The following is a 21,661-nucleotide window of genomic DNA, read 5'->3' on the forward strand; positions in this document are numbered from 1 at the left end:
CCATCGGGTCGTCGGTGTTGCAGAAGTGCGGGCGGCGGGTCAGCTTCGCCGGCGTGGCGAATAGTGCTGCTTTGCCGGAACGTTCCGGCAAGGGCCGACGCATGAGTGGTGACACATGCGGGTTTCGTGGTCGGGGCACCTCGGCGGAGGCGGGGCTGCCATGATGAGGCAGCCATGGCCGCGCTTCCCCCCGTCCAGTGTTCCCGTGCCGCCGCCGATGTGCGGGTGTCGCGGGCGGTCGCGCTGGCCTCGGTGAGCGTCGCTCTGGCTGCGGCCGCCCACACGGCGGCGGGCGGCCGGCTGGAGGCGTGGCCGTTGCTCCTGGGTTGGTCTCTCATGGCGCTCGCCGGGGTCGCCGGGGCAGGGCGGCAGCGGTCGTTGCCCGGGATCGCCGGTGCCTTCTCCGCCGGCCAGGCGGGTCTGCACCTGCTGCTCCAGGCCGACATCGGCGGGCGGTCCCCCGACCGGACGAGGCAGCTCGCCATGCCAACCGGCCACGTACACGCCCACCGCCCGGCTTCCATGACCGGCACCGGCGCCGCGCACACGGCGGCCCATGCCGGGGTGGCAGGGCACTCACCGGCGATGCTGGTGGCCCACGCCTCTGCCGCGCTCGCCACGGGGTGGCTGCTGCACCGCGTCGAGGTCCTCCTGTGGCGTCTGATGGACCTGGCGCGGGCCCTTGCGGAGTCCGCCGCCACCTGGCGCCGACGGTTCTCCGACGCCTTGGCCAGTCTGATCGACGAGGCCGCGCTCGCCCGCCCACGGACCTCACCCCGTACCGGCCCGGAGCGTCGGACCGACGAGGTGCACCCCGGGTCGGAGGTGCTGCGGCACAGCCTCGTCCTGCGGGGGCCGCCACCGATGGTGGGCGCATAGCCGCACGGTCGACGGACGGCCCGCTCGGGTCCGTGCCGCCAACCTGGCCTGCGCCGACCGCCCACCATCCCATCCACGCACGGCCCCCGGTCGGCGGTGTTCCGCCCTGCCGGTCCGCGTCGTGCCATCTCCCGGACGGAGAGCCCCACTGATGCGTTCCACCACTTCCCGACGTGCTGCCGCCGCGGCCCTGCTGGCCACCGCCTCCGTGCTGGCCGCGGCCGCCCCCGCGTTCGCACACGTGACCGTCCAGCCCGGTACGGCGTCCCAGGGCGGGTTCACCGCCGTCGCCCTCCGCGTCCCCGACGAGAGCGACACCGCCTCCACCACCAAGCTGGAGGTCGCCCTGCCGACCGACCACCCCGTCGCCTCGGTGTCCACCGAGCCGGTGCCCGGCTGGACCGCCACGGTGGAGAAGACCAAGCTGGCCACCCCGCTCAAGACCGACGACGGCGACGAGATCACCGAGGCCGTCTCCAGGATCACCTGGACCGCGGGCGGTGGGGCGAAGATCGCCCCCGGCCAGTTCCAGGACTTCCGGATCTCCCTCGGCCCGCTGCCCACCGACACCGACAAGCTGGTCTTCAAGGCCCTGCAGACCTACGACGACGGCAACGTGGTCCGCTGGATCGACGAGAGCACGGCCGGCCAGCCCGAACCCCAGCACCCGGCCCCGACCTTGACGCTCACCAAGGCCGCCGCAGGAGGCGACGGCGACCACCCGGCGGCCGCATCGCAGGCGGCACCGGCGGCCGTCGCCAAGCCGTCCTCGTCCGACACCACCGCCCGCACTCTCGGCATCGTCGGCATCCTCGTCGGCGTCGCCGGAACCGCCCTCGGCGTCCTGGGCCTGCGCCGCCGTAACGGCTGACGGTCCTGAGACCGTCGCGGGTGGGCGCCGAACCGGGCGCCCACCCGTCCGGGGCGAGGGGGGCAGGTCCAAATCCTGACGTCCCGACCTGCGAACGCGGCCACGCTGCCGGCGGGGACCCATCCCGGCTCCGGCACCGCCAGCGCCTGCGGTGCCGGTCCGGCCGTCCTCGAACGTGCCGGCGGCGATGCGTGCGCCAGGCACCCGATGTTGGCTGACGGGGCGTCGGAAAAGTCAGCATCGGGTCAGCACCGGTCCGGTCAGACGCTGTTACGGATGGTCGAACCCCGTGATGCGTCAGCTACGGGAGTGCGTGCCGACGAGGCTTGGCCGAGAGCTCGCGTGAGGGTGCCGAGAGTGCTGCGGGCGGGGAGCGCGGCAGTCGGACTGCCGGCTCCCCGCCCGTCGAAAGCGCAGGTCAGCGAGTGCGTCCGCGCGGCTTCAGCGGGATGCCCGGGAGCTCGGGGGCGGGCAGGCGGTCGCCCGGGTAGCCCTGGACCTCGCCGAAGCGGTCGGAGTTCACGGAGTCCATCCAGTCCTCGCGGGCCTGGGCGATGTCCTCGTGGGACCGCCCGATGAAGTTCCACCACATGACGATCTGCTCCTCGAAGGGCGTGCCGCCGAGCAGGACCAGCCGGGCGTCGGTCCCGCCGGTGTTGGTGAGGGTGAGCGTGCTGTGGCCGGGGGTGACGTAGCCGAGTTCGGCGGGGCGCAGCAGGGTGTCGAGGAGGCGGACCTCGCCGCTGTCGACCAGCAGACCGTGTTCGAAGGCGGGGTCGACGTCGAGGGTGACGGTGGCCTGCGGGCGCAGGATCAGCTCGGCGCCGAGCAGCGGGGTGAAGGTGGGGACGGGGGAGGTGTCGCCGGCGAGGGTGCCGAGGAAGACCCGCGCCTCGCCGCCGTCCAGGGCGACGGGGCCGGGCACGTGGTGGCGGAAGTCGCGCCCGGTGTGCCGGTGCTCCTCGGGCAGGGCGACCCACAGCTGCACGCCGTGGAGGACGGTGGTGGCTGCGGTGGAGACCTCGGAGTGGGCGATGCCGCGGCCGGAGGTCATCAGGTTGACCTCGCCCGGCCGGACGTACGCGTGCACGCCGAGGCTGTCACGGTGCTCGATCTCGCCGGTGAACAGCCAGCTCACCGTCTGCAGCCCGATGTGCGGGTGCGGGGCGACGTCCATGCCGCCGGTGCTCGCGACGTCGTCGGGCCCGTAGTGGTCGACGAAGCACCAGGCACCGATCATGGTGCGGGAGCGCTGTGGCAGGGTGCGGCGTACGGTCATCGCGCGCGGGCCGCCGAGCGGCACATCACGGGCGGGCAGGACCTCCACCCGTGGGTCGGCGGCGGGCGTTTCGACGAGGTCGGTCTCGGCGGTGCTCACGGTGGGGTCCCTCCCGGAGTGCGTTTAGTTCTATATTCAACTATCATGCCATGGCAGAGTGGCGGGCGACAGCATGATCAGCCTAAGGAGTCCAGGTGAGTGATGTGACGGTGGTCTCGACGGACCGGCGGGTGTTCATCGACAAGCAGAGCCCCCAGGCCTACAGGGCGCTGCTGGCCGCCGCCGAGGCGGCGCGCGAGGCCGCGGCCGGGGCCGGGCTGGACCGCCGGCTGATCGAGCTGGTCAACCTCCGGGTGTCGCAGATCAACGGCTGCGCCTACTGCCTGCACGTGCACACCAGGGCCGCGATCCGCGAGGGTGAGACCACCCAGCGGCTGGGCGTGCTCCCGGCCTGGCGCGACACCGAGGTCTTCAGCGACCGGGAGCGTGCCGCGCTCGGGCTGGCCGAGGCGACCACGGCCCCGGCGGACGCGGCGCTCCAGGAGGCCGCGTACGCCGTGGCGTGCGAGGTGCTGAGCGACGAGGAGATCTCCGCGGCGGTGTGGGTGGCGATCACCATCAACTCCTTCAACCGGGTGTCCATCCTGAGCAAGCACCCGGTCCGCCCGGCGCCGGCCCGGTAGTCGGGCCTGTCGGAGCGTCTCCGCCCGTCCCCGGCACGGTGGTTGCGGCTGCGAGAGGGCCTCCGCCTTCCGGCGGATGCCGTCCGTTGGCAGGTGTACGACCGGTTCCTCCCGGCGGAGGATGACCGACCGTCAGTGATGCGGTGAGGCTGGGAAGCGAGGGCGGGGAGCTGCTCGCCGACGGCGAAGGTGGGGTCGCATGGCACGTCGTACGTTTGTTTCCGCGCTGGTGGGGGCGGTCTGTCTGGCGCTGGCCGGGCCGGTGGTCTCGGCGGGTGCGGCCGAGGCCGCCGACGGGCGGCCGGGCACCGGCGATCCGCGGGCGGCGGTCCTGCGGGCTCTGACCGATGCCGGTGCGGCCGGGGCGATCGCGGAGGTCAGGGACGGGAAGGGGGTCTGGCGCGGCGCGTCCGGCGTCTCCGACCTGGCCACCGGCGCACCGCTCCGCACGGACGGGCGCTTCCGGGTCGGCAGCGTCACCAAGGTGTTCATCGCCACCGCGGTGCTCCAACTGGCCGGGGAGGGGCGGATCGGCCTGGACGACCCGATCGCGCGGCACCTGCCCGGGCTGGTCCCGAACGGCGACCGCATCACCGTCCGTCAGCTGCTCAACCACAGCTCCGGACTCTGGGACTCCACCAACGAGAAGGGCGGGGTCTTCCCCGACTGGACGGACCCGGCGGTCATCCGGAACTGGCTGGACCAGGGCGGCCTGACCCGGCACATCACCCCGGCCCAGGTGGTGGCCTCCTCGGTGGCGCACGCGCCCAACTTCCCGCCGGGCACCGGGTTCGGCTACTCCAACGTCAACTACACCCTGCTCGGCATGATCATCGAGAAGGTGACCGGGCACGGCTACGCCCAGGAGGTCACCGCGCGCATCCTGCGCCCGCTCGGCCTCACCGGCACGTACTTCCCGGGTACGGCCACCGGCATCCGGGGCCCGCACGCGCACGGCTACTGGACGCTGCCCGAGGGCCCCGGCCCGGAGGACCGCAGTGACCGGGACGTGACGGTGGCGAGCCTCACCTGGGCGAACTCCGCCGGCGAGCTGATCTCCACCCTGGACGACCTGAACCGCTTCGACAAGGCTCTGCTGGGCGGGCGGCTGCTGCCGCCGGCGCTGCTGAAGGAGATGGCTGCGACCACCCCGATCGAGGTCGGGGGAGTGCCGACCGCGATGGGCTACGGGCTCGGGCTGGCCAGCTGGCAGCTCTCCTGCGGTCCGGTCTACGGGCACAACGGCTCGGTGCCCGGGTACAGCACCCAGCTGTGGAGCTCGGGCGACCGGCAGGTGTCGCTGTCCGTCACCCCGCGCGGCGACGAGGCGCAGTTCACCGCGCAGATGCGGGCGGAGGCCGGTTTCCTGGAGCAGGCCTTCTGCGGCAGCGGGCAGGGGGCGGGCGGCGCGCAGGCCCCGGCCGGCGTGGTGCCGAAGCTCGGCTGACCCAGCCGCTGTTCGGCCGCTCCACCGCCGGGACCTCGCACCCGGGTTCCGGCGGTCCGCCCGGCTGCGGAGTTCCGCCCGGTGGCCCGGGTGCGTACGGTGATCCACACATCATCGGAGAGGGGTACGCGCCATGGCGGGAACGGAACAGGGCTCGGAGACGGTGCTGACCACCGAACGGCTGGTGGTGCGTCAGTGGACCACGGCGGACCGGGAGCGCGCCTTCGACATCTACTCCCGCTGGGAGGTCGTCCGATGGCTCGGCCGGACCCCGCGCGTCATGGCCGGGCCCGAGGAGGCCGTGGCCTTCATCGAGCGCTGCCGGCAGCGCTCCGCCGACCCGCGCTACGGTGTCTGGGCGGTCGAGCGGCGCGACACCGGTACGGTTGCCGGCTCCGTCCTGCTGGTGCCGCTGCCGGACGGGAACGGCGAGATCGAGGTCGGCTGGCACCTCCACCCCGACAGCTGGGGCCACGGCATCGCCACCGAGGCCGCCCGAGCCGCTCTGGCCAAGGGCTTCGCCGACGGTCTGACCGAGATCCGCGCCGTGCTGGCCCCGGACAACATCCGGTCGGCGGCGGTCTGCCGGCGCCTCGGGATGACCAGTGCCGGGCTGACCGACCGCTGGTACGGTCGGCAGCTGGCGGAGTTCCGCATCGGTCGGGCCCAGGGGGCGCCGGCATGACGGATGTGACGGACGTGACGGGCATGACGGATGTGGCAGGCATGACGGACGTGACGGATGTGACGGACGTGACGGGCGCGACGGATGTGACGCTCAACCTGTGGCGCCGGCCGCTCGGCGAGGTGCCGCCGGAGGTGTGGGACCGTACCGAGCTGACCGTGCTCATCCTCGCCGAGACCGATATCCGTGAACTCCAGCCAGATATCGGGCGGTTGACCAGACTGCGGACCCTCGACCTCGGGCACAACCGGCTCACCGCACTGCCCGTCGAGCTCTGCGACCTCACCGGGCTCGGGGACTTCCTCTACCTGCACGACAACGCGCTGACCGTCCTGCCCGAGGCGCTCGGGCGGCTCACCGTGCTGCGCTACCTCAACGTCGGCGAGAACCGTCTCACCGAACTCCCCTCCACCATCGGTGGATTGGCCTCGCTGATCGAGCTGCGCGCGCAGCACAACCGGCTCACCGCCCTGCCGGATTCGATCGGCGAACTCGGCGCTCTGCGCGAACTGTGGCTGCGTGGAAACGAGTTGACCGGCCTTCCGGGCTCCGTCGGCCGGCTCGCCGAGCTGCGCGAGCTGGAACTCCGGGAGAACGCCCTCACCGAACTGCCCGCCGTGCTCGCCGGGCTTCCGCAGCTGCGCCGCCTCGACCTGCGCGGCAACCGGATCACCGAACTGCCCGACTGGCTGGCCGATCCGGCGGTGCTTCCCGCGCTGGAGAAGCTGGACCTGCGGTGGAACGCGGTGCGGCCGTCGGCCCGGCTGCTGACGGCGCTGGCCGCGCGCGGGTGCGTGACGCTCTTCTGAGCCGCCGGACTCCGATCCGGGAAAGACCAACACCGGCAGCGCGGAGCTGCTACCGTGGAACGCATGAAGCGCGCTGCACTCGCCACGACGACGCCGGAGAGAGTCCCGGCGCGCTGACTGCTGACCTAGTCCGAAGCCCCGGGGCGAGTGCCCCGGGGCTTCGCCGTTCCCGGACCCACTCGCCCGCAGACCGAGTGGAGACCATCCCCGTGCACGACAACCAGCCCTCGCACGCTCACCTCGCCCATGGCCACGCGGCGCGCGACCACCGCAAGCTCGGCCGCGAACTCGACCTGTTCGACACCGACCCGCTGATGGGTTCCGGCCTGCCGTACTGGCTCCCCGACGGCGCCGCGATCCGGCACTCCCTGGAGGAGTTCATCCGCGGTCGTGAGCGCCGGGCCGGCTACCGCCACGTCTACTCCCCGGTGCTCGGCAAGCGCGAGCTGTACGAGATCTCCGGCCACTGGGCGCACTACCGCGAGGACATGTTCCCGCCCATGGAACTGGGTTCCGAGGAGATGGTGCTGCGCCCCAGTCTCTGTCCGCACCACGCGCTGATCTACCGCTCCCGGGCCCACAGCTTCCGGGAACTTCCTCTGCGCATGGCCGAGTTGGGCGGCATGTACCGCTCCGAGCTGTCCGGGGTACTGGGCGGGCTGACCAGGGTCAGGGCGATCCAGCTGAACGATGCCCATGTCTTCTGCACCCCGGAGCAGGCGGCCGACGAGGCGGTCGCAGCACTGGAGTTGATCCGCGAGGCGCACCGGGCGCTGGGCGTCGTGCCCGTCCGCTACCGCCTCTCGCTGCCCGGCGCGGGCGGCAAGTACGTGGCGGACCCGGCGCTCTGGGAGCGCGCCGTCGCACTGCTCACCGAAGTGATGGAGCGCTCCGCGGTGCCGTTCGAGGCGGCGGAGGGCGAGGCCGCGTTCTACGGGCCGAAGATCGACGTGCAGATCGCCGACGGCGCCGGGCGCGAGTTCACCCTCTCCACCGTGCAGATCGACTTCCACCAGCCCGAGCGGTTCAACCTGCACTACGTCGGCGCGGACGGCGCCAAGCACCGCCCGGTGATGGTGCATCGCAGCGTGATCGGCAGCGTCGAGCGCGTGGTCGCGCACCTGATCGAGCTGTACGGGGGTGCGTTCCCGGCCTGGCTCGCGCCCGTCCAGATGGTGCTGCTGCCCGTCTCCGAGGCCGAACTGCCGCAGGCCGAACGGTTCCGGCAGCGCTGCCTGGACCTCGGACTGCGCGCCGAGGTCGCCGGTCCCGAGCACGGCAGCCTCGGTGCCCGGATCCGTGAGGCCCGGCTGGTGCCGTACCAAGGGGTGATCGGGGCCAAGGAGGCCGTGGACGACCGGGTCGCGCTGAGGCTGCGGGACGGCCGCCGGCTGGAGCCGCTGCCGGCCGAGGAGGCGTGGGCGCGGATCGGTGCCCTGGTGGCGGCGTGCGACGCGGAGCTGTGGGCGGACGGCGCCGGGCACTGAACCCGGGAGCGGGGCGACTTCGGAGCGTCCGGGCCGGCGGACCGCACCTCGTCGCCGATGGAGTGGATCCGGCCGGGGCGTTCTGGCGACGGCCCGCGCCGCACGGGGCGGAGGTCCCGGTGTCCGGTGCGGCGCGGGCCGCTCAGTAGGACTGGAGCTCGATCACGTGGCCGTCCGGGTCGCGCAGATGGGCAGTGCGCAGGGTGGGGCCCCATTCCGGGCGGTCGGTCGCCGGCGTGGCCGGGGTGCCGCCGTGGCGCAGGCAGAGGTCGAGGGCGGCGTCCACGTCGTCCACCCGGAGGACCAGCATCGCGGCGTCCTGTGCGGGGGCGGCAGGGTGGGTGGGCAGCTCGGCGGTGCCGAGGGCGGCGGCCATCGCGGAGCGGTCGAAGAGCACCAGGAGGGCCTGGTCGGCGAGGTCCCAGTTGGCGTACGGGCCTTCGGGTGCGCCCTTGACCAGGGTGGCGCCGGTGAGCGGCGGGAGGACTGCACGGTAGAAGCCGAAGCACTCGGCGAAGCGGGTGACGAGCAGGCGGGGGTACAGGGCGTCCACGGGCGAACTCCTGGTAGGGGGTGGTGAGGGAGCGATTCCAATTGATGGGTCTGCACCCACTATAGGGAGAGACCCTAGAATGCCGCCATGGCCTCCGAGAACCCGCACCCCGCCGCCGACCTCCCCCCGACCCTGTTGGACCTCAGCACCTACCTGCTCTCCCGGGTCGGCAAGGCGGCGCGCGGCCGACTTGCCGAGCGGCTGGCCGAACGCGGCCTGCGGCTCTGGGACATGGCGGTGCTGGCCGCGCTCGCCGACTTCGGCCCACAGGCTCAGCGGGACCTGGTGCGGCGGCTGGCCATCGATCCGAGCGACCTCGCCAAGGTCGCCGACCAGCTCGCCGCCGCCGGGTACGTCGAGCGCGCGAGGGACCAGGCCGACCGGCGGCGGGTCTCCGTCTCGGTCACCGACGCCGGACTTGCGCTGCTCGCCGAACTGGACGCGCAGGCGCGGGCGGTGCAGGACGAGGTGCTCGCGCCGCTGGACGCGGGGGAGCGGCAGGCGTTGCAGGGGCTGCTGCTGCGGGTGCACCACGGGATGGGGGAGTGGCGCGGCGGCCTGTGACCGGCCGGCCCGGTGGGGAGGCCGGTGGAAACCCGGCCGGCAGGTCAGCCGGCGGATTGCCCCGGGCGGCGGGCACCGGCGAACTCGTCTGCCCAGCGCGGGACGTCGAGCACGTTCTCGACCCTGGCGACCAGGGTGCCCGTCCGCTCGGCGTGGATCATCGCGCCCTCGCCGACATGGATCCCGACGTGGTGCAGCGGGGCGTCGGGGCGGGAGAAGAACAGCAGGTCGCCCGGGGCGAGCGCGTCGCGCTCCACCGGAGCGCTGAGGTTGAACTGCGCGACGGTGTAGTGCCCGAGCTCGACGGTGCCGTCGCTGGCCCGGTACCAGCAGTAGAGCGACAGGCCGCTGCAGTCGAAGCCGACCGTCTTCTCGCCCCGGCACACGCCGTCCAGCCAGCCGTTCTGCTCGTCGCAGAAGCCGAGGCTCGCGCCCAGCCGGTCGCCGCCGCCCCAGGCGTACGGCACACCGAGCTGGCTCGCGGCCACGGCGGCGACCCGGCGGCCCAGCGCCTCGGCCGGCAGCGACGGGGCCGTCCCGCGCGAGGTGCCGGACGCCGCCTGGGCGGCCGGGCCGAGCGCCGGGACGAGGCCTGCCCCGAGTGCGAGGCCGAGCATGCGGCGCCGACGGACTCCGGCGGCCTGGTCGCGGCCGGACGGTTGGGGCTCCATGGTGGTGCCTTCCGGTGCTGGAGGTGGTTGGGCGCTCGGGGGGTGTGGTCCGGGCGCAGGCATCAGGATTCCGCCCCGGCGGCCCGGTCCGCCATCACCCGCAACGGTGAATCGCGGACGTACGGGCCGTGAAACGGAAGGGATTTCGCCGGTAGAGGGTTTGACGGTCGTTCCGGAGGGGCCGGCGATGGGCGCGAACGTTCGGCCGGGACCGGCGGAGGAGGCCCGCCCCCGCCGGTCAACCGGTCATCAGCGCACGCTGAGCTTCACCGTGGCGGTCCTGCCGGTGTAGAACTTGTGGATCTGCTCGCGCGTCCCGGAGCCGCAGGCCTGCACCTCCTCCGGGTAGCGCCCGCCGTCGGGCGTGATCGTGACCGTCGCGCACATGCCGTCGGCCCGGGTGTCCTCCACCCACCCGTCGACGTACAGCGACTCGACTCCCTCGACCTTCTTGCACTTCAGGGTCCACGTGGCCTCCGCACCGTCGATCTTGGGCGAGTCGCTGTGCGGACACGTCGCCGCGGTGGCCGGCGTCGCGGCGGCCACCACCGTCCCGCCGACCAGTGCAGCGGCAGCGAGAACTGCGCGGAGGGGCAAGGCCAGTCGCATAGTGGGTCTCCTTGTGTGGGCGCGGAACGTTCGTGGAGGGTTTTCTGCCGCAGACGAAGCGGTTTGACTCCGAACGGCGGCACAGTGCGCTCGTATGGGTGACACCCGGTTCGACGTGGTGCGTCGTGCGTCGGTCGGGCAGGTGGGCAGGCGGGCGGGCGGTCGGGCAGGCGGGGCGGCGGCGCCTCGACGCGGGAAGTCATCCGGGATTCCGGCGCGGGTCGGGGTTGGGCGTTGACGGCGGCGAAGTGTGAGTGGTTGAGTACTCACATGCAGAAGGAACGACCCCGGCAGCTGTCCACCGCCGAGGAGCGTCGCGAGACGGTGCTGCGCACCGCGATCGGGACGTTCGCCGCGCGGGGGTACTTCGGCACCACCACCACGGAGGTGGCGAAGGCCGCCGGCATCTCGCAGGCGTACGTGTACCGGCTCTTCCCGAGCAAGGAAGCCCTGTTCGTGGCAGTGGTGGAGCACTGCTTCGTACGGGTCCGGGGGAGTCTGGAGCGCGGTGCGGCGGAAGCGAAGGAGAGTACCGCGGAGGCGGTTCTCCAGTCCATGGGGGACGCCTACGCCAAGCTGATCACCGACAATGACCTCATGCTGGTCCAGCTGCACGCCCAGGCGGCGGCGGTCTCCGAGCCGGCCGTCCGGGAGGCGGTCCGGCAGGGGTATGCCCGCCTGGTCGAGTACGTGCGCGGGGCCTCGGGCGCGGCGGAGCCCCAGATCCAGGGCTTCTTCGCCACCGGCATGCTCTGCCACCTGCTGGTCTCGATGGCGGCGGACCAGGTCGACGCGCCGTGGACGCGGACCCTCGCGGCCGGCATCACGCACTACTGATCGGCCACGGCCGGCCAGCGCCACCCACCCGTGGCGGGGCGGGAGGCCCGCGCGCATGCGACGGGCCGAACGCCGCCGCCTTTTCTTCGGTCATATGTGTGAGTGGTTAATCACTCATCAAAACTGCTCCGGAAAGGAGGACACCGCCGTGAGTCCGCAGGACGCCGTCCCGCCCCTCGCCCACCGCACGGCCGGCGGCGCACTGGCGGCCCTCGCCGGGGCGCAGTTCACCGTCATCCTCAGCACCTCGATCGTCAACGTCGCACTCCCGAGCGTCCGCGCCGGCATCGGTCTCACCGAGGACGGTGCCGCCTGGGTGGTCAACGCCTACGGCCTCGCCTTCGGCGCGCTCCTGCTGGCCGGCGGCCGGCTCGCCGACCTGGCCGGACGGCGCCGCGTCCTGCTCGCCGGACTCGCCCTGTTCGCCGCCGCCTCGGCGGCCGCCGGGCTGGCGCCCACCGCGGCGGCGTTGATCGTGGCGCGCACCGTCCAGGGCCTGGCCGCCGCCGCGATCGCCCCCGCCGCGCTCGCCCTGCTCATGGACCTCCACCCGCCCGGCCCCGGGCGCGGCCGGGCCCTCGGCGTGTGGGGCGCCGTCTCCGGAGCCGGCGGCGCCGCCGGAGTCCTGCTCGGCGGCGCGCTGACCCAGGCGCTCGGCTGGCCGTGGACCTTCCACGCCTCCGCGCTCGGCGCCGCGCTCGTCCTCGCCGCGACCGCCGTCGTGGTCCCGCCGGACCCGTCGGCGCGCCGGGCGGGCGGCGGGCTGGACCTCCCCGGTACGGCCATCGCCGCCCTCGGCCTGACCGCCCTGGTCTGGGCGCTCACCGCCGCCCGCCGCACCGGGTGGACCGGCCCCCAGGTGCTGGTCGCGCTCGCCACGGCCGCAGCCCTGCTGCCGCTCTTCGTCCGCCTCGAACGCCGCCACCCGCACCCGCTGCTGCCCCCGCGACTGCTGCGCACCGGTCGGGTCGCCGCCGGAAACCTGCTGATGGCCCTGCTCGGCTCCGTCTGGATCGCCCTGTTCTACCTGCTGCCGCTCTACCAGCAGAGGGTGCTCGGCGACGGACCGCTCGCCGCCGGACTCGGCCAACTCCCGCTCGCCGCCGCCAATATGGCAGGCTCCTGGCTCGCCCCCCGGGTGGCCCGCCGGTTCGGTGCGGCCCCGGTGCTGGCCGCCGCGCTGCTCACCGAGGCGGCCGGACTGCTCTGGCTCACCCGGATCTCCGCCGACGGCAGCTTCGCCGTGGACCTGCTCGGCCCGAGCATCGCGGTCGGGCTCGGTCTCGGCGCAGCCTTCGCCCAGCTCACCGGCATCGCCGTCACCGGTGTCGCACCGGCCGACTCCGGCTTGGCCGGCGGTCTGGTGAACACCACCCGGCAGGTCGGCGGCGCGATCGGCCTCGCGGTTCTCGGCACCCTCGCGGCCGCCGTCACCGCCGGCGCCGCCCCCACCCGACCGCCCCTCGACGCCCTCACCGCCGGCTACCGCGCCGCGTTCCTCGGCGGCGCGCTCGTCCTGGCCCTCGCCGCCGCCCTCGCCCTCCTCCTGCTTCGCCACCCACGCCCCACCGCCCAGACCCGGACCCACGACGTCCGTACCCGCCACGCCCACCACGTCCACACCCACCATCAGGGAGACCACGCGATGCCCGCCCACACCCACACCATCGACACCACCGCCCCCGTCGTCGTCCGCCTCGCCACCACCGTCGACGCCCCGCCCGCCCTCGTCTGGGCCCTGCACACCGACGTCGAGGCCTGGCCGCGCTGGAACCCCGACATCGAGCAGGCCCGCCTCGACGGCGGCCCGCTCACCGGCCCCGGCACCTCCTTCAGCTGGCGCACCCACGGCCTGGACATCACCTCGACCGTCCGTGAACTCGTCCCCGGCCGCCGGATCGTCTGGGGTGGCCCCGCCAACGGCATCGAAGGCATCCACGTCTGGTCCTTCGAACCCGCCGGCGACGGACGGGTGACCGTCCGCACGGAGGAGTCCTGGAGCGGACCGGCCGTCGAGGCCATGCCCGAGGCGCTGGAGCAGGCGCTGCGCGAGTCCCTGGAGCGCTGGCTGGACCACCTCAGGACCACCGCCGAGAGCGCGCACCGCGCCGCCACGGCCGGCTGAGCCCCGTACGCCTGAGTCCCTGAATCCCTGAACCCCGCCCTGACGTGCCCGCACCGTTCACGAGAGGACCTCTCGCATGACCGCCGCCTCCGCCCCCAAGCCCTACCTGACCGGCCACTACGCCCCCGTCACGGACGAGCTCACCGCCACCGAACTGACCGTCGACGGCCACCTGCCGCCCGAGCTGACCGGCCGGCTGATCCGCAACAGCCACAACCCCAAGCCCGGCATCACCCCCACCCACTGGTTCAAGGGCAGCGGCATGGTGCACGGCATCCGGCTCCGCGACGGCCGCGCCGAGTGGTACCGCAACCGCTGGGTGAAGACCCCCGCCCTCGACGGCGCCCCGTACCTCACCGAGCGCGGCCCCGACCTGACCGCCTCCACCGCAGGCACCCACGTCATCGAACACGGCGGCCGCCTGCTCGCCCTCTGCGAGTCCGCCCTCCCCTTCGAGCTGACCGCCGAGCTGGAGACCGTCGGAGCCTACGACTGGAACGGCCGGCTCACCTCCGCGATGACCGCCCACCCCAAGGAGGACCCGCTCACCGGCGAACTGCACTTCTTCGCCTCCTCGCCGTTCCCGCCCTACCTGATCCATCACGTGTCCTCGCCCGACGGCACCGTGCTCACCAGCCAGGAGGTGCCGGGCGCGAGCGCCGCGCTCAAGCACGACTTCGCGATCACCGAGCACCACGTGGTCTTCCTGGAGGGCTCGGTCACCTTCGACCCGGCCGACCACTCGGGCATCCCGTACGGCTGGAGCGACGGCCAGGCGGCGCGGCTCGGCGTGATGCCGCGCGGCGAGGGCGGGGCGGCCGGGGTGCGCTGGTTCCCGATCGAGGCCGGCTACGCGATGCACCTCGCCAACGCCTACGAGGACGCCGCCGGGCGGATCGTCGTCGAGGGTCCGTCGGTCGGCCGGGACGGCTGGCAGCGCTCGTGGAACTGGTGGGTCGGCGCCCCCGACCGCGGCGCCGAGCCCAACTCAGGCTCCCGCGGGCGCCGATGGGTCGTGGACCTGGCGGCCGGTCGGGTCCACGAGGAGCAGACCGACGACCTCACCGTGGAGTTCCCGACCATCAACGACGCGTTCCTCGGCCGCGAGCACCGCTACCAGTACGCGCTCTCCTTCCCCGACGACCGGGGCGTCGGCAACCACACCCTGGTCAAGTACGACCGCCGCACCGGCGAGCGTCAACTGCTCCCGGTCGGCACCGGGCAACTGCCCAGCGAGGCCGTGTTCGTCCCCGCCGACGACCGCCCGGACGCCGACGAGGACGCCGGCTGGCTGCTCACCGTCGTCAGCGACCTGAACGTGAACGCCTCGAAGCTGCTCGTCCTGGACGCGTCCGATCTCACCCTCCCGCCGGTCGCGACCGTCCACCTCCCGCGCCGGGTGCCCGCCATGATCCACGGCTCCTGGATCCCCGACACCGCCCTCGCGTAACACCCCGCGCCCCACCGACCGCCCCCGGCCGTGCTTCCCCCGCATGGCCGGGGGCTCTCGTCACCCCCCGTCAGGGCTGCGGGACCTCGCATTCTCGATCAGGCGGCGCGCACGTGGCAACGCGCGCTGGTGTGTACGCGCCCCCTGATCGGGCGGACCTACGACTGTCGGGTGTCCTCGCCGCGCCGGTGGGAGTCGCGGGCCTGGTCGGCGGGGCCCGGTGCGAGAGGCGCGATGACGTGTTGGGTCGGGCCGGTGGTGCCGTCGTTGTCGTTGCCCGAGTTCACCGAGGCGGTGATCGAGCTCGTCGCCCAGGAGACCAGGCCGAGGAGGAGGTAGGCGACGAGCAGGCCGCGCCCGGCGCCGCTCAGGACCAGCGGGCGGGTGGCCGACGCCGGGCCCTCCGGCTCGCTGCCCGGCTCGTCGCCGAACAGGCGCTTGGGGTAGGCGGAGGAGAGCATCACCAGGTACGCGATGTAGCGCATCCGGTAGCGCAGGATCGCGGTCGTCGCCTCGTAGAGCGGCTGCGGCATCCGGCCGAGGACCAGCACCACCAGCCAGAGGAGGAACGACACCGTCCACCACCCCGCGTACACCAGGCCCTGCACGATCGCGGCCGGGATGACGAGGACGATGCGGAACAGGACGGCGAGCCGGTTCAGTTCACCGGGCCGCAGCCCGACCTGCACCGGGTGGTCGGGGGCGTGGAACCGGAACGGCGGGTAGCGGTCCACGGTGAGCATCAGGTACGCGGTGACGCGGGTGTCGTACGGGACGAACGAGGTGAGGTAGTCCGCCACGAAGCCGGGCAGCCGGCCGAGCACCAGCGCGCCGAACCAGCCGATGACGGTGACGAGGAACGCCACCACCGTCAGCACCCACACCACCACGAACTGGGGGATCAGCAGCAGCACGCGCAGCAGCACCGTCCAGCGGTTCTGCGGCCCGGAAGCCGGCATGTCCAGCACCGGGAGCCACTCGCGGCTGACGGGGGCGGGGGGAGCCTGCCACATCCGGGCCTCCACGGTCTCGGGACGACGGGACCCGGTGGTCGGGCGCGGCCGGGTCCCTCCGAAGATCGCAGCAGCCCGTCCGTCCCGCGCGCCACGCTGCGCCGGACGGGGCAGCCGGCCGACGTGGCGTGGACCGGACGCCCTCGACCCGCGGGCGTCCCGAGGCGGACCTCGGAAGGCGTTCCCGTCGTTCGAGCCAAGGGTGCCGCAGGCCCGCAGGGCGCGGTCAGGCGATCTTTGCGCAGAGCGGTTCGGCGGAGCCGTGCTCGATGGTCAGGGTCCGGTAGCCGGTGGCGCCGATGTCGATGGTGTAGTCGCCGTCGACGAGGTAGAGGCCGCGGGGGAGGTTGCCGGCGTCGGGGCCGATGCCGAGCAGGACCGGGCCGTGGGCGTGCCAGGTCTGGGAGTTGTCGGTGCGGTAGTCGACGACGGACCGGCCGCCGGCGTCCGCGTCGTACGAGGCGCCGGTCGTCGTGTTGGTGATCCGCAGGACGAGGGCGCCCCGGTAGGCGGCGCGCCGCACGGTGGTGCCGTCGGGGGCGTACTCCAGGACCCGTCGCTGCACCTCGTCGACGACGGTCTCCATGTGCACGGGGAAGTCGCAGCGGGAGCCGGCCGGGAGGTCGAACGTCGGCGAGGGCCACGGCTCCCACCCGCCCCGACCGGTGACGGCCCCGGACGAGTCGGAGGAACCGGGCGGGCCGGATGCGGCGCCGGCCGGGTCGGCCGCCAGACCGGTGAGGGTGACGGCGGTGACTGCGGCCAGCACGGTGGACGCGGCGGTGAGCAGGGTTCGTCGCATGATCGGTTCTCCTGGCGAGGTGTCGGGCGTTCAGGGGCCCAGACTGGCAGGCGTCCCTGACCGGATTCTCACCACGAGCCGTGGCCGGTCGTCAGGAACCTTCCGGTGGACGACCGGGGCCGTGTCCGTCGTTCGGGCCGCGGTACGGGACACCTCCTCGCGCACCGGCGGCCGTGAGGAGATCGTGGGCCCGAGCGCCTCCGCCGGCCCTAGGGTGGCCCGTCATGGAGTTCCGACTGCTCGGGTCGTTCGAGGCCCGCCATGAGGGAGAGCCCGTCCTGGCGGGCACCCGTCGCCAGGAGCGTTGCGTGCTGGCCGTCCTCCTGCTGGAGGACGGCCGGGTCGTCACCACCGACCGGCTGATCGACCTGCTCTGGAGCGGCAATCCGCCCGCCTCGTCCCGCGGCACCGTCCACACGTACGTCGGACGGCTGCGGGCCCGGCTGCGCCCGTACGCGGTGGTGATCGAGACCCGGCACGACGGGTACGCCCTCGTGCCCGGCCAACATGCCGTCGACGTACGGGAGTTCCTCGACCTGACCGCCCGGGCGGCCGCCACCGGCGACCCCGGCGAACGGCTGCGCTGCCACGACCGGGCACTCGCGCTCTGGCGCGGACCGCTGCTCGCGGACGTCGCCGACGAGGCGCTGCGCGGGCGGCTCGGCCGCCGGCTGGTCGAGCTGCGGCTGTCCGCCCTGGAGCAGCGGGCCGAGATCCTGCTCGCCATGGGCCGGCACGAGCAGGTGCTCGCCGATCTGGCCGCACCCCCGGCCGGGGCGCCCGGCACCGACGGGTCGCCCTCCGCCGAGGACTCCGCGTCCGCCGGGGCCCGGGCCGGCTTTCCCGCCGACGACCTCCTGTCCCGCGAGCGCCTCGTCCTCGCCCTGATGACCGCGCTCTACCGGGCCGGTCGGCAGGCCGAGGCGCTCGCCCTCTACCGCCGTACCCGGCGCGTGCTGGTGGACGGCCTCGGGGTCGAGCCCGGCGCCGAACTCGCCGCCCTGCACGACCGCATCCTGCGGGCCGACCCCCGGCTGGACCGCCCCCCGGCGCCGTTGTACGCGGTGCGGGTCGGCGAGCAGTGGCTGCCGTGGAGCGCGGGCGGCCATCCGGCGCTGGAGTTCTGCAACACCTATGCCGGCTGGGGTGCCGCGCCGACCGTCGCGCCGGTCCCCGGGTCGGACTGGCTGCGCGGCTACCCCGTGCTCGCGGTCTGGGCGGGCCATCACGACCTCGCCGACGAAGCGGTCGTCGAGGCACTGCTCCGCCGGGCGGCGGAGCGGCCCGAGGAGGCGGCCGCCGTGCTCGCCGACGCCCGTGCGTTCCGGTCGGCCCTCTACGCGTGCCTGAGCGACCCGCAGGACGGCGCCGCCTTCGGCGCGGTGGCGGCGGTGGTGCAGGAGGCCGGCCAGTCGGCGGTCTTCACCCGGAGCGAGGACGGCCTGGCGCACTGGCGACTGCCACCGGCGGCCGGCCTGCGGCTTCCGTTGTACGCAGCCGCCCGGGCGGCTGCCGAACTGCTCGCCGACCCGCGCCGGTTCACCGTCCGCCGCTGCCCCAGCAGTGGCTGCGGCTGGCTCTTCCTGGATGCGAGCGGCCGGCGGCGCTGGTGCAGCCTGGCGACCTGTGGGACCCGCCAGGCCTCCTGAGTCGCGGCCCGGTTTCCTGCCCCGCCCGTGCCCCGGTGCGCCCCTTTCCGTGACCTCTCCCATGTCTTGACGAACCCATGACACTGGCGGACCATCATGCTGGCGCGCGCCTCACCTCCTCCATCGTTCCGCCCCCACGGACCCCCACAGGAGGACAGTCATGCGACTGCCCCGCCGAGGGAAGCCCGCCGCGGCCACCGCCGTCCTGCTGGCCCTCGCCCTCGCCACTCCGCTCACCGCCCAGGCAGCCTCCCCCGACCGCCCGTCGGCGCCCGCGTCCGCCACCGCGGACACCGCCGCCGAAACCGCGCGGCAGTACCGGCTCGACGGCCCCCGCACCGTCGCCGACCGCACCGCCGTCGCCGCCACCGGCGCCTCCGTCGACGCCGTCCTGCCCGACGCGGTGGTCGTCACCGCCACCCCCGCCGAGGCCGCCCGGCTGCGCGTGCTCGGCTGGTCGCCTGTCGCGCTGCCCGGCCCCCGCTACGATGCCGGGCCCGGTGACGAAGGCCTGGCCGGGCCGGTGTACGACTTCCCGCAGGCGGACTCCGGCTACCACAACTACGCCGAGGCCACCGCCGACATCGACGCGGTGGTCGCCGCGCACCCGGACATCATGAGCAAGCGCGTCATCGGCACCTCCTACGAGGGCCGGCCGATCGTCGCGGTGAAGATCAGCGACAACGTCGGCACCGACGAGAACGAGCCCGAGGTGCTGTTCACCGCCCACCAGCACGCCCGCGAGCACCTCACCGTCGAGATGGCGCTCTACCTGCTGCACGAGTTCGGCGACAAGTACGCCACCGACAGCCGCATTGCCAACGCCGTCAACAGCCGCGAGATCTGGGTGATCCCCGACCTCAACCCGGACGGCGGCGAGTACGACATCGCGACCGGTCGCTACCGCAGCTGGCGCAAGGACCGCCAGCCGAACACCGGCAGCAACAGCGTCGGCACCGACCTCAACCGCAACTGGAACTACAAGTGGGGCTGCTGCGGCGGCTCCTCCGGCTCCACCTCCAGCGAGACCTACCGGGGCAGCGCCCCGGAGTCGGCCAAGGAGACCAAGGTGGTCGCCGACTTCGTCCGCAGCCGGGTCGTCGGCGGCAAGCAGCAGATCACCGCCGCCATCGACTTCCACACCTACAGCGAACTGGTGCTCTGGCCGTTCGGCTGGACCACCGCCGACACCGCCACCGGCATGACCGCCGACGAGTACAACACCTTCGCGGCCGTCGGCCGCGACATGGCCGGCACCAACGGCTACACGCCCGAGCAGTCGAGCGACCTCTACATCACCGACGGTGCGATCGACGACTGGCTGTGGGGTGCCCAGCGGATCTTCGCCTACACCTTCGAGATGTACCCGGGCCCGAACGGCAGCAGCGGCTTCTACCCGCCCGACGAGGTGATCGGCCGCGAGACCAGCCGCAACCGCGAAGCGGTCCTGCGCCTGGTGGAGACGGCCGACTGCGTCTACCGGGCGATCGGCAAGCAACAGCAGTACTGCGGCATCTCCGCCTGACCGGGCGTCATCGGTACGGGTCGCGCCGGGTGCCACGGCCCGGCGCCGGCTGCGGGATCGGCCCGCAGCCGGCGTCCGTGGCCTTGAGACCGTTCGGCAGCGGGTGGAAGTGACAGCACCGGCTCTGCACGACACCACCAGGTCCGCCCCTTGGGGGCGGGCCCAGCCGTGCTTGTGCCGCCGGGCGCCCGCAGACGAGTCCGACCCGGGGCGCCCGGCCCGCCTGCCCGCCGTCCGGTAGGTTCTGCGGCCGGTTGTTCGGCACACGAAGCGGCTGTGTGCTGTCGGTTCGACGCAGGGGGCGAAGGGGTGCGGAGCGGGGACGGCCGTGTGGGGGATCTGCTGGAGTGCCGGCTCCTCCCTCGGCAGCATGTTCGCCCCCCGGGATCGGTCGCCCGGCGCCGGTGCCGCCACGCCCGGCCCGAGGCCCGTCCGCATCCGGTTCCGTCGAGGAATCCCGCCGGTCCGGTGCAAGGACCGGCCCGCCTCGGAGGTCACCTATGTACGGAGGTGGGTGCTTGGAAGAAACCGTTCGTTCGGTTTTTCGGATGAAGAGGTGGCGTATCGAAGGCCGAACCGGCGGGACGACCGGGGTGTGTGGTTCCATCGGGGCACTGGGACTTGACGGGTTGTGGGGAGGGGGAGTGGTTGGCGGGATTCATCGGCATCGTCTTGTCCGTCGTGGGTGGGGCGTAGCTAAGATACGGGGTGTTTGGTTTTGTTTTCCGGGGAGCTCAGGGCGGGGTGGTTTCGGTGGTACGGCAGGAGCGGGCGCTCCGGACACGTCGGCTGATCCTGGAGGCGGCGGCCTCGGTCTTCGACGAGTTCGGGTACGAGGGCGCGACCATCGGGGAGGTGGTCTCCCGGGCCGGCGTGACGCGTGGCGCGGTGTATTTCCATTTCGCCTCGAAGCGGGATCTGGCGCAGGGCGTGGTGGAGGAGCAGTTCGTCCAGGACGGAGTTCCCGAACGGAGCTGCAAGCTCCAGGAGTTCGTGGACACCGGGATGGTGGTGGCGTACCTGATGCCGCGTGACCCGCTGCTCAGCGCGGGTGCCCGGCTCTCGCTCGGGCAGGACGTCTTCGACGATCTCGGCGGCGGCGCCATCCCCGGCTGGATCAGCCGGTTCGAGGCGTTGCTGGTCGCGGCCGGCGAGCGCGGCGAGCTGCTCCCGCACGTCGTGCCGGCGGACACCGCGTGGCTGGTCATCGCCGCGTGGACGGGGGTGCAGATCCAGTCCCAGAAGCTGTGCGGCCGGGCGGACCTGGAGCTGCGGGTGTCCGCGCTGTTCCAGCACCTGGTGCCGAGCATCGCGGTGCCGGGCGTGCTCGGTTCGCTGCAGATGGGGCCGAACCGCGGGGCCGAGGTGGTCGCCGAGGCCGCGGCGGCCCGTGCGGCGGAGGAGGGCGGCGCCCCGGACGGCGAGGCGGACGGCACCGCGCGGGCCGAGGCGCAGGCGGAGGTCGGCGTGGGCTGACGGCAGCTCACCAGCCGTCCTGCCCGCGGGAGTCCGGGTGGGCGCAGGCGAGCCGGCGGCGACGGGACCAGGGTGGTCCGGCGCCGCCTTTGGTTTGCCCGGATTCGGTGACGCGGCGTATCGGAAGCGTCGCCTGCGGTGGCGAGCGATGGCGCCTCAGCAAAACAAACAGCACGTTCGGTTTTGTATTGACAAACCGCGCGTCCTGTTTTTGACTGGTGGCACTTGACCCAGGGTGTCGACCCGG

At 73.4% G+C, this 21,661-nt stretch carries 20 protein-coding genes; 14 read left to right on the top strand and 6 right to left on the bottom strand.

All coding sequences use genetic code 11. The features are described 5' to 3' along the window. Nucleotides 1-174 precede the first annotated feature (174 nt). Both AB0O11_RS10005 and AB0O11_RS10010 read left to right on the top strand, forming a co-directional pair. Nucleotides 175-879 (top strand): hypothetical protein, encoded by a 705-nt coding sequence (locus AB0O11_RS10005; protein ID WP_363383781.1) that lies wholly within the window; start codon nucleotides 175-177, stop codon nucleotides 877-879. A 151-nt stretch (nucleotides 880-1,030) separates the two neighbouring features. Continuing rightward, on the top strand, nucleotides 1,031-1,750 hold the full coding sequence (locus tag AB0O11_RS10010) for a YcnI family protein (protein WP_363383783.1): 720 nt from the start codon (nucleotides 1,031-1,033) through the stop codon (nucleotides 1,748-1,750). 418 nt (nucleotides 1,751-2,168) lie between these two features. On the opposite strand, the gene AB0O11_RS10015 is transcribed toward AB0O11_RS10010, so the two are convergent. Then, nucleotides 2,169-3,128: a pirin family protein gene (locus AB0O11_RS10015; RefSeq protein WP_363383785.1), complete on the bottom strand. Its 960-nt coding sequence runs from the start codon at nucleotides 3,126-3,128 to the stop codon at nucleotides 2,169-2,171. Nucleotides 3,129-3,223: 95 nt separating this feature from the next. Here AB0O11_RS10015 and AB0O11_RS10020 point away from each other — a divergent pair, with 95 nt between their 5' ends. The 5 genes from AB0O11_RS10020 to thrS all read left to right on the top strand — a co-directional run bounded on the left by AB0O11_RS10020 (nucleotide 3,224) and on the right by thrS (nucleotide 8,140). Continuing rightward, on the top strand, nucleotides 3,224-3,712 hold the full coding sequence (locus AB0O11_RS10020; protein WP_363383787.1) for a carboxymuconolactone decarboxylase family protein: 489 nt from the start codon (nucleotides 3,224-3,226) through the stop codon (nucleotides 3,710-3,712). Nucleotides 3,713-3,911: 199 nt separating this feature from the next. Then, nucleotides 3,912-5,159, top strand: a complete 1,248-nt coding sequence (locus tag AB0O11_RS10025; protein ID WP_363383789.1) for a serine hydrolase domain-containing protein — start codon at nucleotides 3,912-3,914, stop codon at nucleotides 5,157-5,159. Nucleotides 5,160-5,292: 133 nt separating this feature from the next. Next, a complete protein-coding gene (locus AB0O11_RS10030) occupies nucleotides 5,293-5,844 on the top strand; it encodes a GNAT family N-acetyltransferase (protein WP_363383790.1) in 552 nt (183 codons plus the stop codon). Between the two features lie 41 nt (nucleotides 5,845-5,885). After that, nucleotides 5,886-6,653, top strand: a complete 768-nt coding sequence (locus tag AB0O11_RS10035; RefSeq protein ID WP_363384002.1) for a leucine-rich repeat domain-containing protein — start codon at nucleotides 5,886-5,888, stop codon at nucleotides 6,651-6,653. Nucleotides 6,654-6,862: 209 nt separating this feature from the next. After that, nucleotides 6,863-8,140 carry a threonine--tRNA ligase gene (thrS, locus tag AB0O11_RS10040; RefSeq protein WP_363383792.1) on the top strand — a complete coding sequence of 426 codons (1,278 nt, stop codon included), beginning with the start codon at nucleotides 6,863-6,865 and terminating at the stop codon, nucleotides 8,138-8,140. Between the two features lie 142 nt (nucleotides 8,141-8,282). Here the strand turns inward: thrS and AB0O11_RS10045 are convergent, their stop codons facing one another. Continuing rightward, nucleotides 8,283-8,693, bottom strand: a complete 411-nt coding sequence (locus AB0O11_RS10045) for a VOC family protein (RefSeq protein ID WP_363383794.1) — start codon at nucleotides 8,691-8,693, stop codon at nucleotides 8,283-8,285. 87 nt (nucleotides 8,694-8,780) lie between these two features. Between AB0O11_RS10045 and AB0O11_RS10050 the strand changes: the two genes are divergently transcribed. After that, nucleotides 8,781-9,257, top strand: coding sequence for a MarR family winged helix-turn-helix transcriptional regulator (locus tag AB0O11_RS10050; RefSeq protein WP_363383796.1), 477 nt, complete (start codon nucleotides 8,781-8,783; stop codon nucleotides 9,255-9,257). 44 nt (nucleotides 9,258-9,301) lie between these two features. Here the strand turns inward: AB0O11_RS10050 and AB0O11_RS10055 are convergent, their stop codons facing one another. Beyond that, complete coding sequence (locus AB0O11_RS10055) at nucleotides 9,302-9,928, bottom strand: NlpC/P60 family protein (protein WP_363383798.1); 627 nt, start codon at nucleotides 9,926-9,928, stop codon at nucleotides 9,302-9,304. 249 nt (nucleotides 9,929-10,177) lie between these two features. Continuing rightward, nucleotides 10,178-10,537 carry a hypothetical protein gene (locus AB0O11_RS10060; RefSeq protein ID WP_363383800.1) on the bottom strand — a complete coding sequence of 120 codons (360 nt, stop codon included), beginning with the start codon at nucleotides 10,535-10,537 and terminating at the stop codon, nucleotides 10,178-10,180. A gap of 270 nt (nucleotides 10,538-10,807) precedes the next feature. Here AB0O11_RS10060 and AB0O11_RS10065 point away from each other — a divergent pair, with 270 nt between their 5' ends. The 3 genes from AB0O11_RS10065 (at nucleotide 10,808) to AB0O11_RS10075 (ending at nucleotide 14,949) form a co-directional block, all read left to right on the top strand. Then, on the top strand, nucleotides 10,808-11,374 hold the full coding sequence (locus AB0O11_RS10065; protein ID WP_363383801.1) for a TetR/AcrR family transcriptional regulator: 567 nt from the start codon (nucleotides 10,808-10,810) through the stop codon (nucleotides 11,372-11,374). Between the two features lie 148 nt (nucleotides 11,375-11,522). After that, nucleotides 11,523-13,499 (top strand): MFS transporter, encoded by a 1,977-nt coding sequence (locus tag AB0O11_RS10070; RefSeq protein ID WP_363383803.1) that lies wholly within the window; start codon nucleotides 11,523-11,525, stop codon nucleotides 13,497-13,499. 76 nt (nucleotides 13,500-13,575) lie between these two features. Further along, on the top strand, nucleotides 13,576-14,949 hold the full coding sequence (locus AB0O11_RS10075; RefSeq protein WP_363383805.1) for a carotenoid oxygenase family protein: 1,374 nt from the start codon (nucleotides 13,576-13,578) through the stop codon (nucleotides 14,947-14,949). 158 nt (nucleotides 14,950-15,107) lie between these two features. Here AB0O11_RS10075 and AB0O11_RS10080 read toward each other — a convergent pair whose 3' ends face one another. Continuing rightward, complete coding sequence (locus tag AB0O11_RS10080) at nucleotides 15,108-15,962, bottom strand: DUF4389 domain-containing protein (RefSeq protein ID WP_363383807.1); 855 nt, start codon at nucleotides 15,960-15,962, stop codon at nucleotides 15,108-15,110. 226 nt (nucleotides 15,963-16,188) lie between these two features. Continuing rightward, the gene (locus AB0O11_RS10085; protein WP_363383809.1) at nucleotides 16,189-16,764 is read right to left on the bottom strand and encodes a hypothetical protein; all 576 of its coding nucleotides are present in this window, start codon (nucleotides 16,762-16,764) and stop codon (nucleotides 16,189-16,191) included. A 224-nt stretch (nucleotides 16,765-16,988) separates the two neighbouring features. On the opposite strand from AB0O11_RS10085, the gene AB0O11_RS10090 reads away from it, so the two are divergent. The 3 genes from AB0O11_RS10090 (at nucleotide 16,989) to AB0O11_RS10100 (ending at nucleotide 21,414) form a co-directional block, all read left to right on the top strand. Continuing rightward, entirely contained in the window at nucleotides 16,989-18,413 is a 1,425-nt protein-coding gene (locus AB0O11_RS10090; protein ID WP_363383810.1) for a BTAD domain-containing putative transcriptional regulator, read from the top strand. Between the two features lie 160 nt (nucleotides 18,414-18,573). After that, nucleotides 18,574-19,938 (top strand): M14 family metallopeptidase, encoded by a 1,365-nt coding sequence (locus tag AB0O11_RS10095; RefSeq protein ID WP_363383812.1) that lies wholly within the window; start codon nucleotides 18,574-18,576, stop codon nucleotides 19,936-19,938. Nucleotides 19,939-20,682: 744 nt separating this feature from the next. Next, nucleotides 20,683-21,414 (top strand): ScbR family autoregulator-binding transcription factor, encoded by a 732-nt coding sequence (locus tag AB0O11_RS10100; protein ID WP_363383814.1) that lies wholly within the window; start codon nucleotides 20,683-20,685, stop codon nucleotides 21,412-21,414. The last annotated feature ends 247 nt before the right edge of the window (nucleotides 21,415-21,661 follow it).

The sequence above is a fragment of the Kitasatospora sp. NPDC093102 genome, assembly GCF_040683915.1.
In the GTDB taxonomy this organism is placed as follows: Bacteria; Actinomycetota; Actinomycetes; order Streptomycetales; family Streptomycetaceae; genus Kitasatospora.

Coding starts and splice junctions, on each gene's coding strand:
- AB0O11_RS10035 (WP_363384002.1), top strand. CDS start 5,886: ATGACGGACGTGACGGATGTGACGGACGTGACGGGCGCGACGGATGTG.
- AB0O11_RS10010 (WP_363383783.1), top strand. CDS start 1,031: ATGCGTTCCACCACTTCCCGACGTGCTGCCGCCGCGGCCCTGCTGGCC.
- AB0O11_RS10075 (WP_363383805.1), top strand. CDS start 13,576: ATGACCGCCGCCTCCGCCCCCAAGCCCTACCTGACCGGCCACTACGCC.
- AB0O11_RS10030 (WP_363383790.1), top strand. CDS start 5,293: ATGGCGGGAACGGAACAGGGCTCGGAGACGGTGCTGACCACCGAACGG.
- AB0O11_RS10090 (WP_363383810.1), top strand. CDS start 16,989: ATGGAGTTCCGACTGCTCGGGTCGTTCGAGGCCCGCCATGAGGGAGAG.
- AB0O11_RS10025 (WP_363383789.1), top strand. CDS start 3,912: ATGGCACGTCGTACGTTTGTTTCCGCGCTGGTGGGGGCGGTCTGTCTG.
- AB0O11_RS10080 (WP_363383807.1), bottom strand. CDS start 15,962: ATGTGGCAGGCTCCCCCCGCCCCCGTCAGCCGCGAGTGGCTCCCGGTG.
- AB0O11_RS10050 (WP_363383796.1), top strand. CDS start 8,781: ATGGCCTCCGAGAACCCGCACCCCGCCGCCGACCTCCCCCCGACCCTG.
- AB0O11_RS10085 (WP_363383809.1), bottom strand. CDS start 16,764: ATGCGACGAACCCTGCTCACCGCCGCGTCCACCGTGCTGGCCGCAGTC.
- AB0O11_RS10060 (WP_363383800.1), bottom strand. CDS start 10,537: ATGCGACTGGCCTTGCCCCTCCGCGCAGTTCTCGCTGCCGCTGCACTG.
- AB0O11_RS10065 (WP_363383801.1), top strand. CDS start 10,808: ATGCAGAAGGAACGACCCCGGCAGCTGTCCACCGCCGAGGAGCGTCGC.
- AB0O11_RS10005 (WP_363383781.1), top strand. CDS start 175: ATGGCCGCGCTTCCCCCCGTCCAGTGTTCCCGTGCCGCCGCCGATGTG.
- AB0O11_RS10095 (WP_363383812.1), top strand. CDS start 18,574: ATGCGACTGCCCCGCCGAGGGAAGCCCGCCGCGGCCACCGCCGTCCTG.
- AB0O11_RS10055 (WP_363383798.1), bottom strand. CDS start 9,928: ATGGAGCCCCAACCGTCCGGCCGCGACCAGGCCGCCGGAGTCCGTCGG.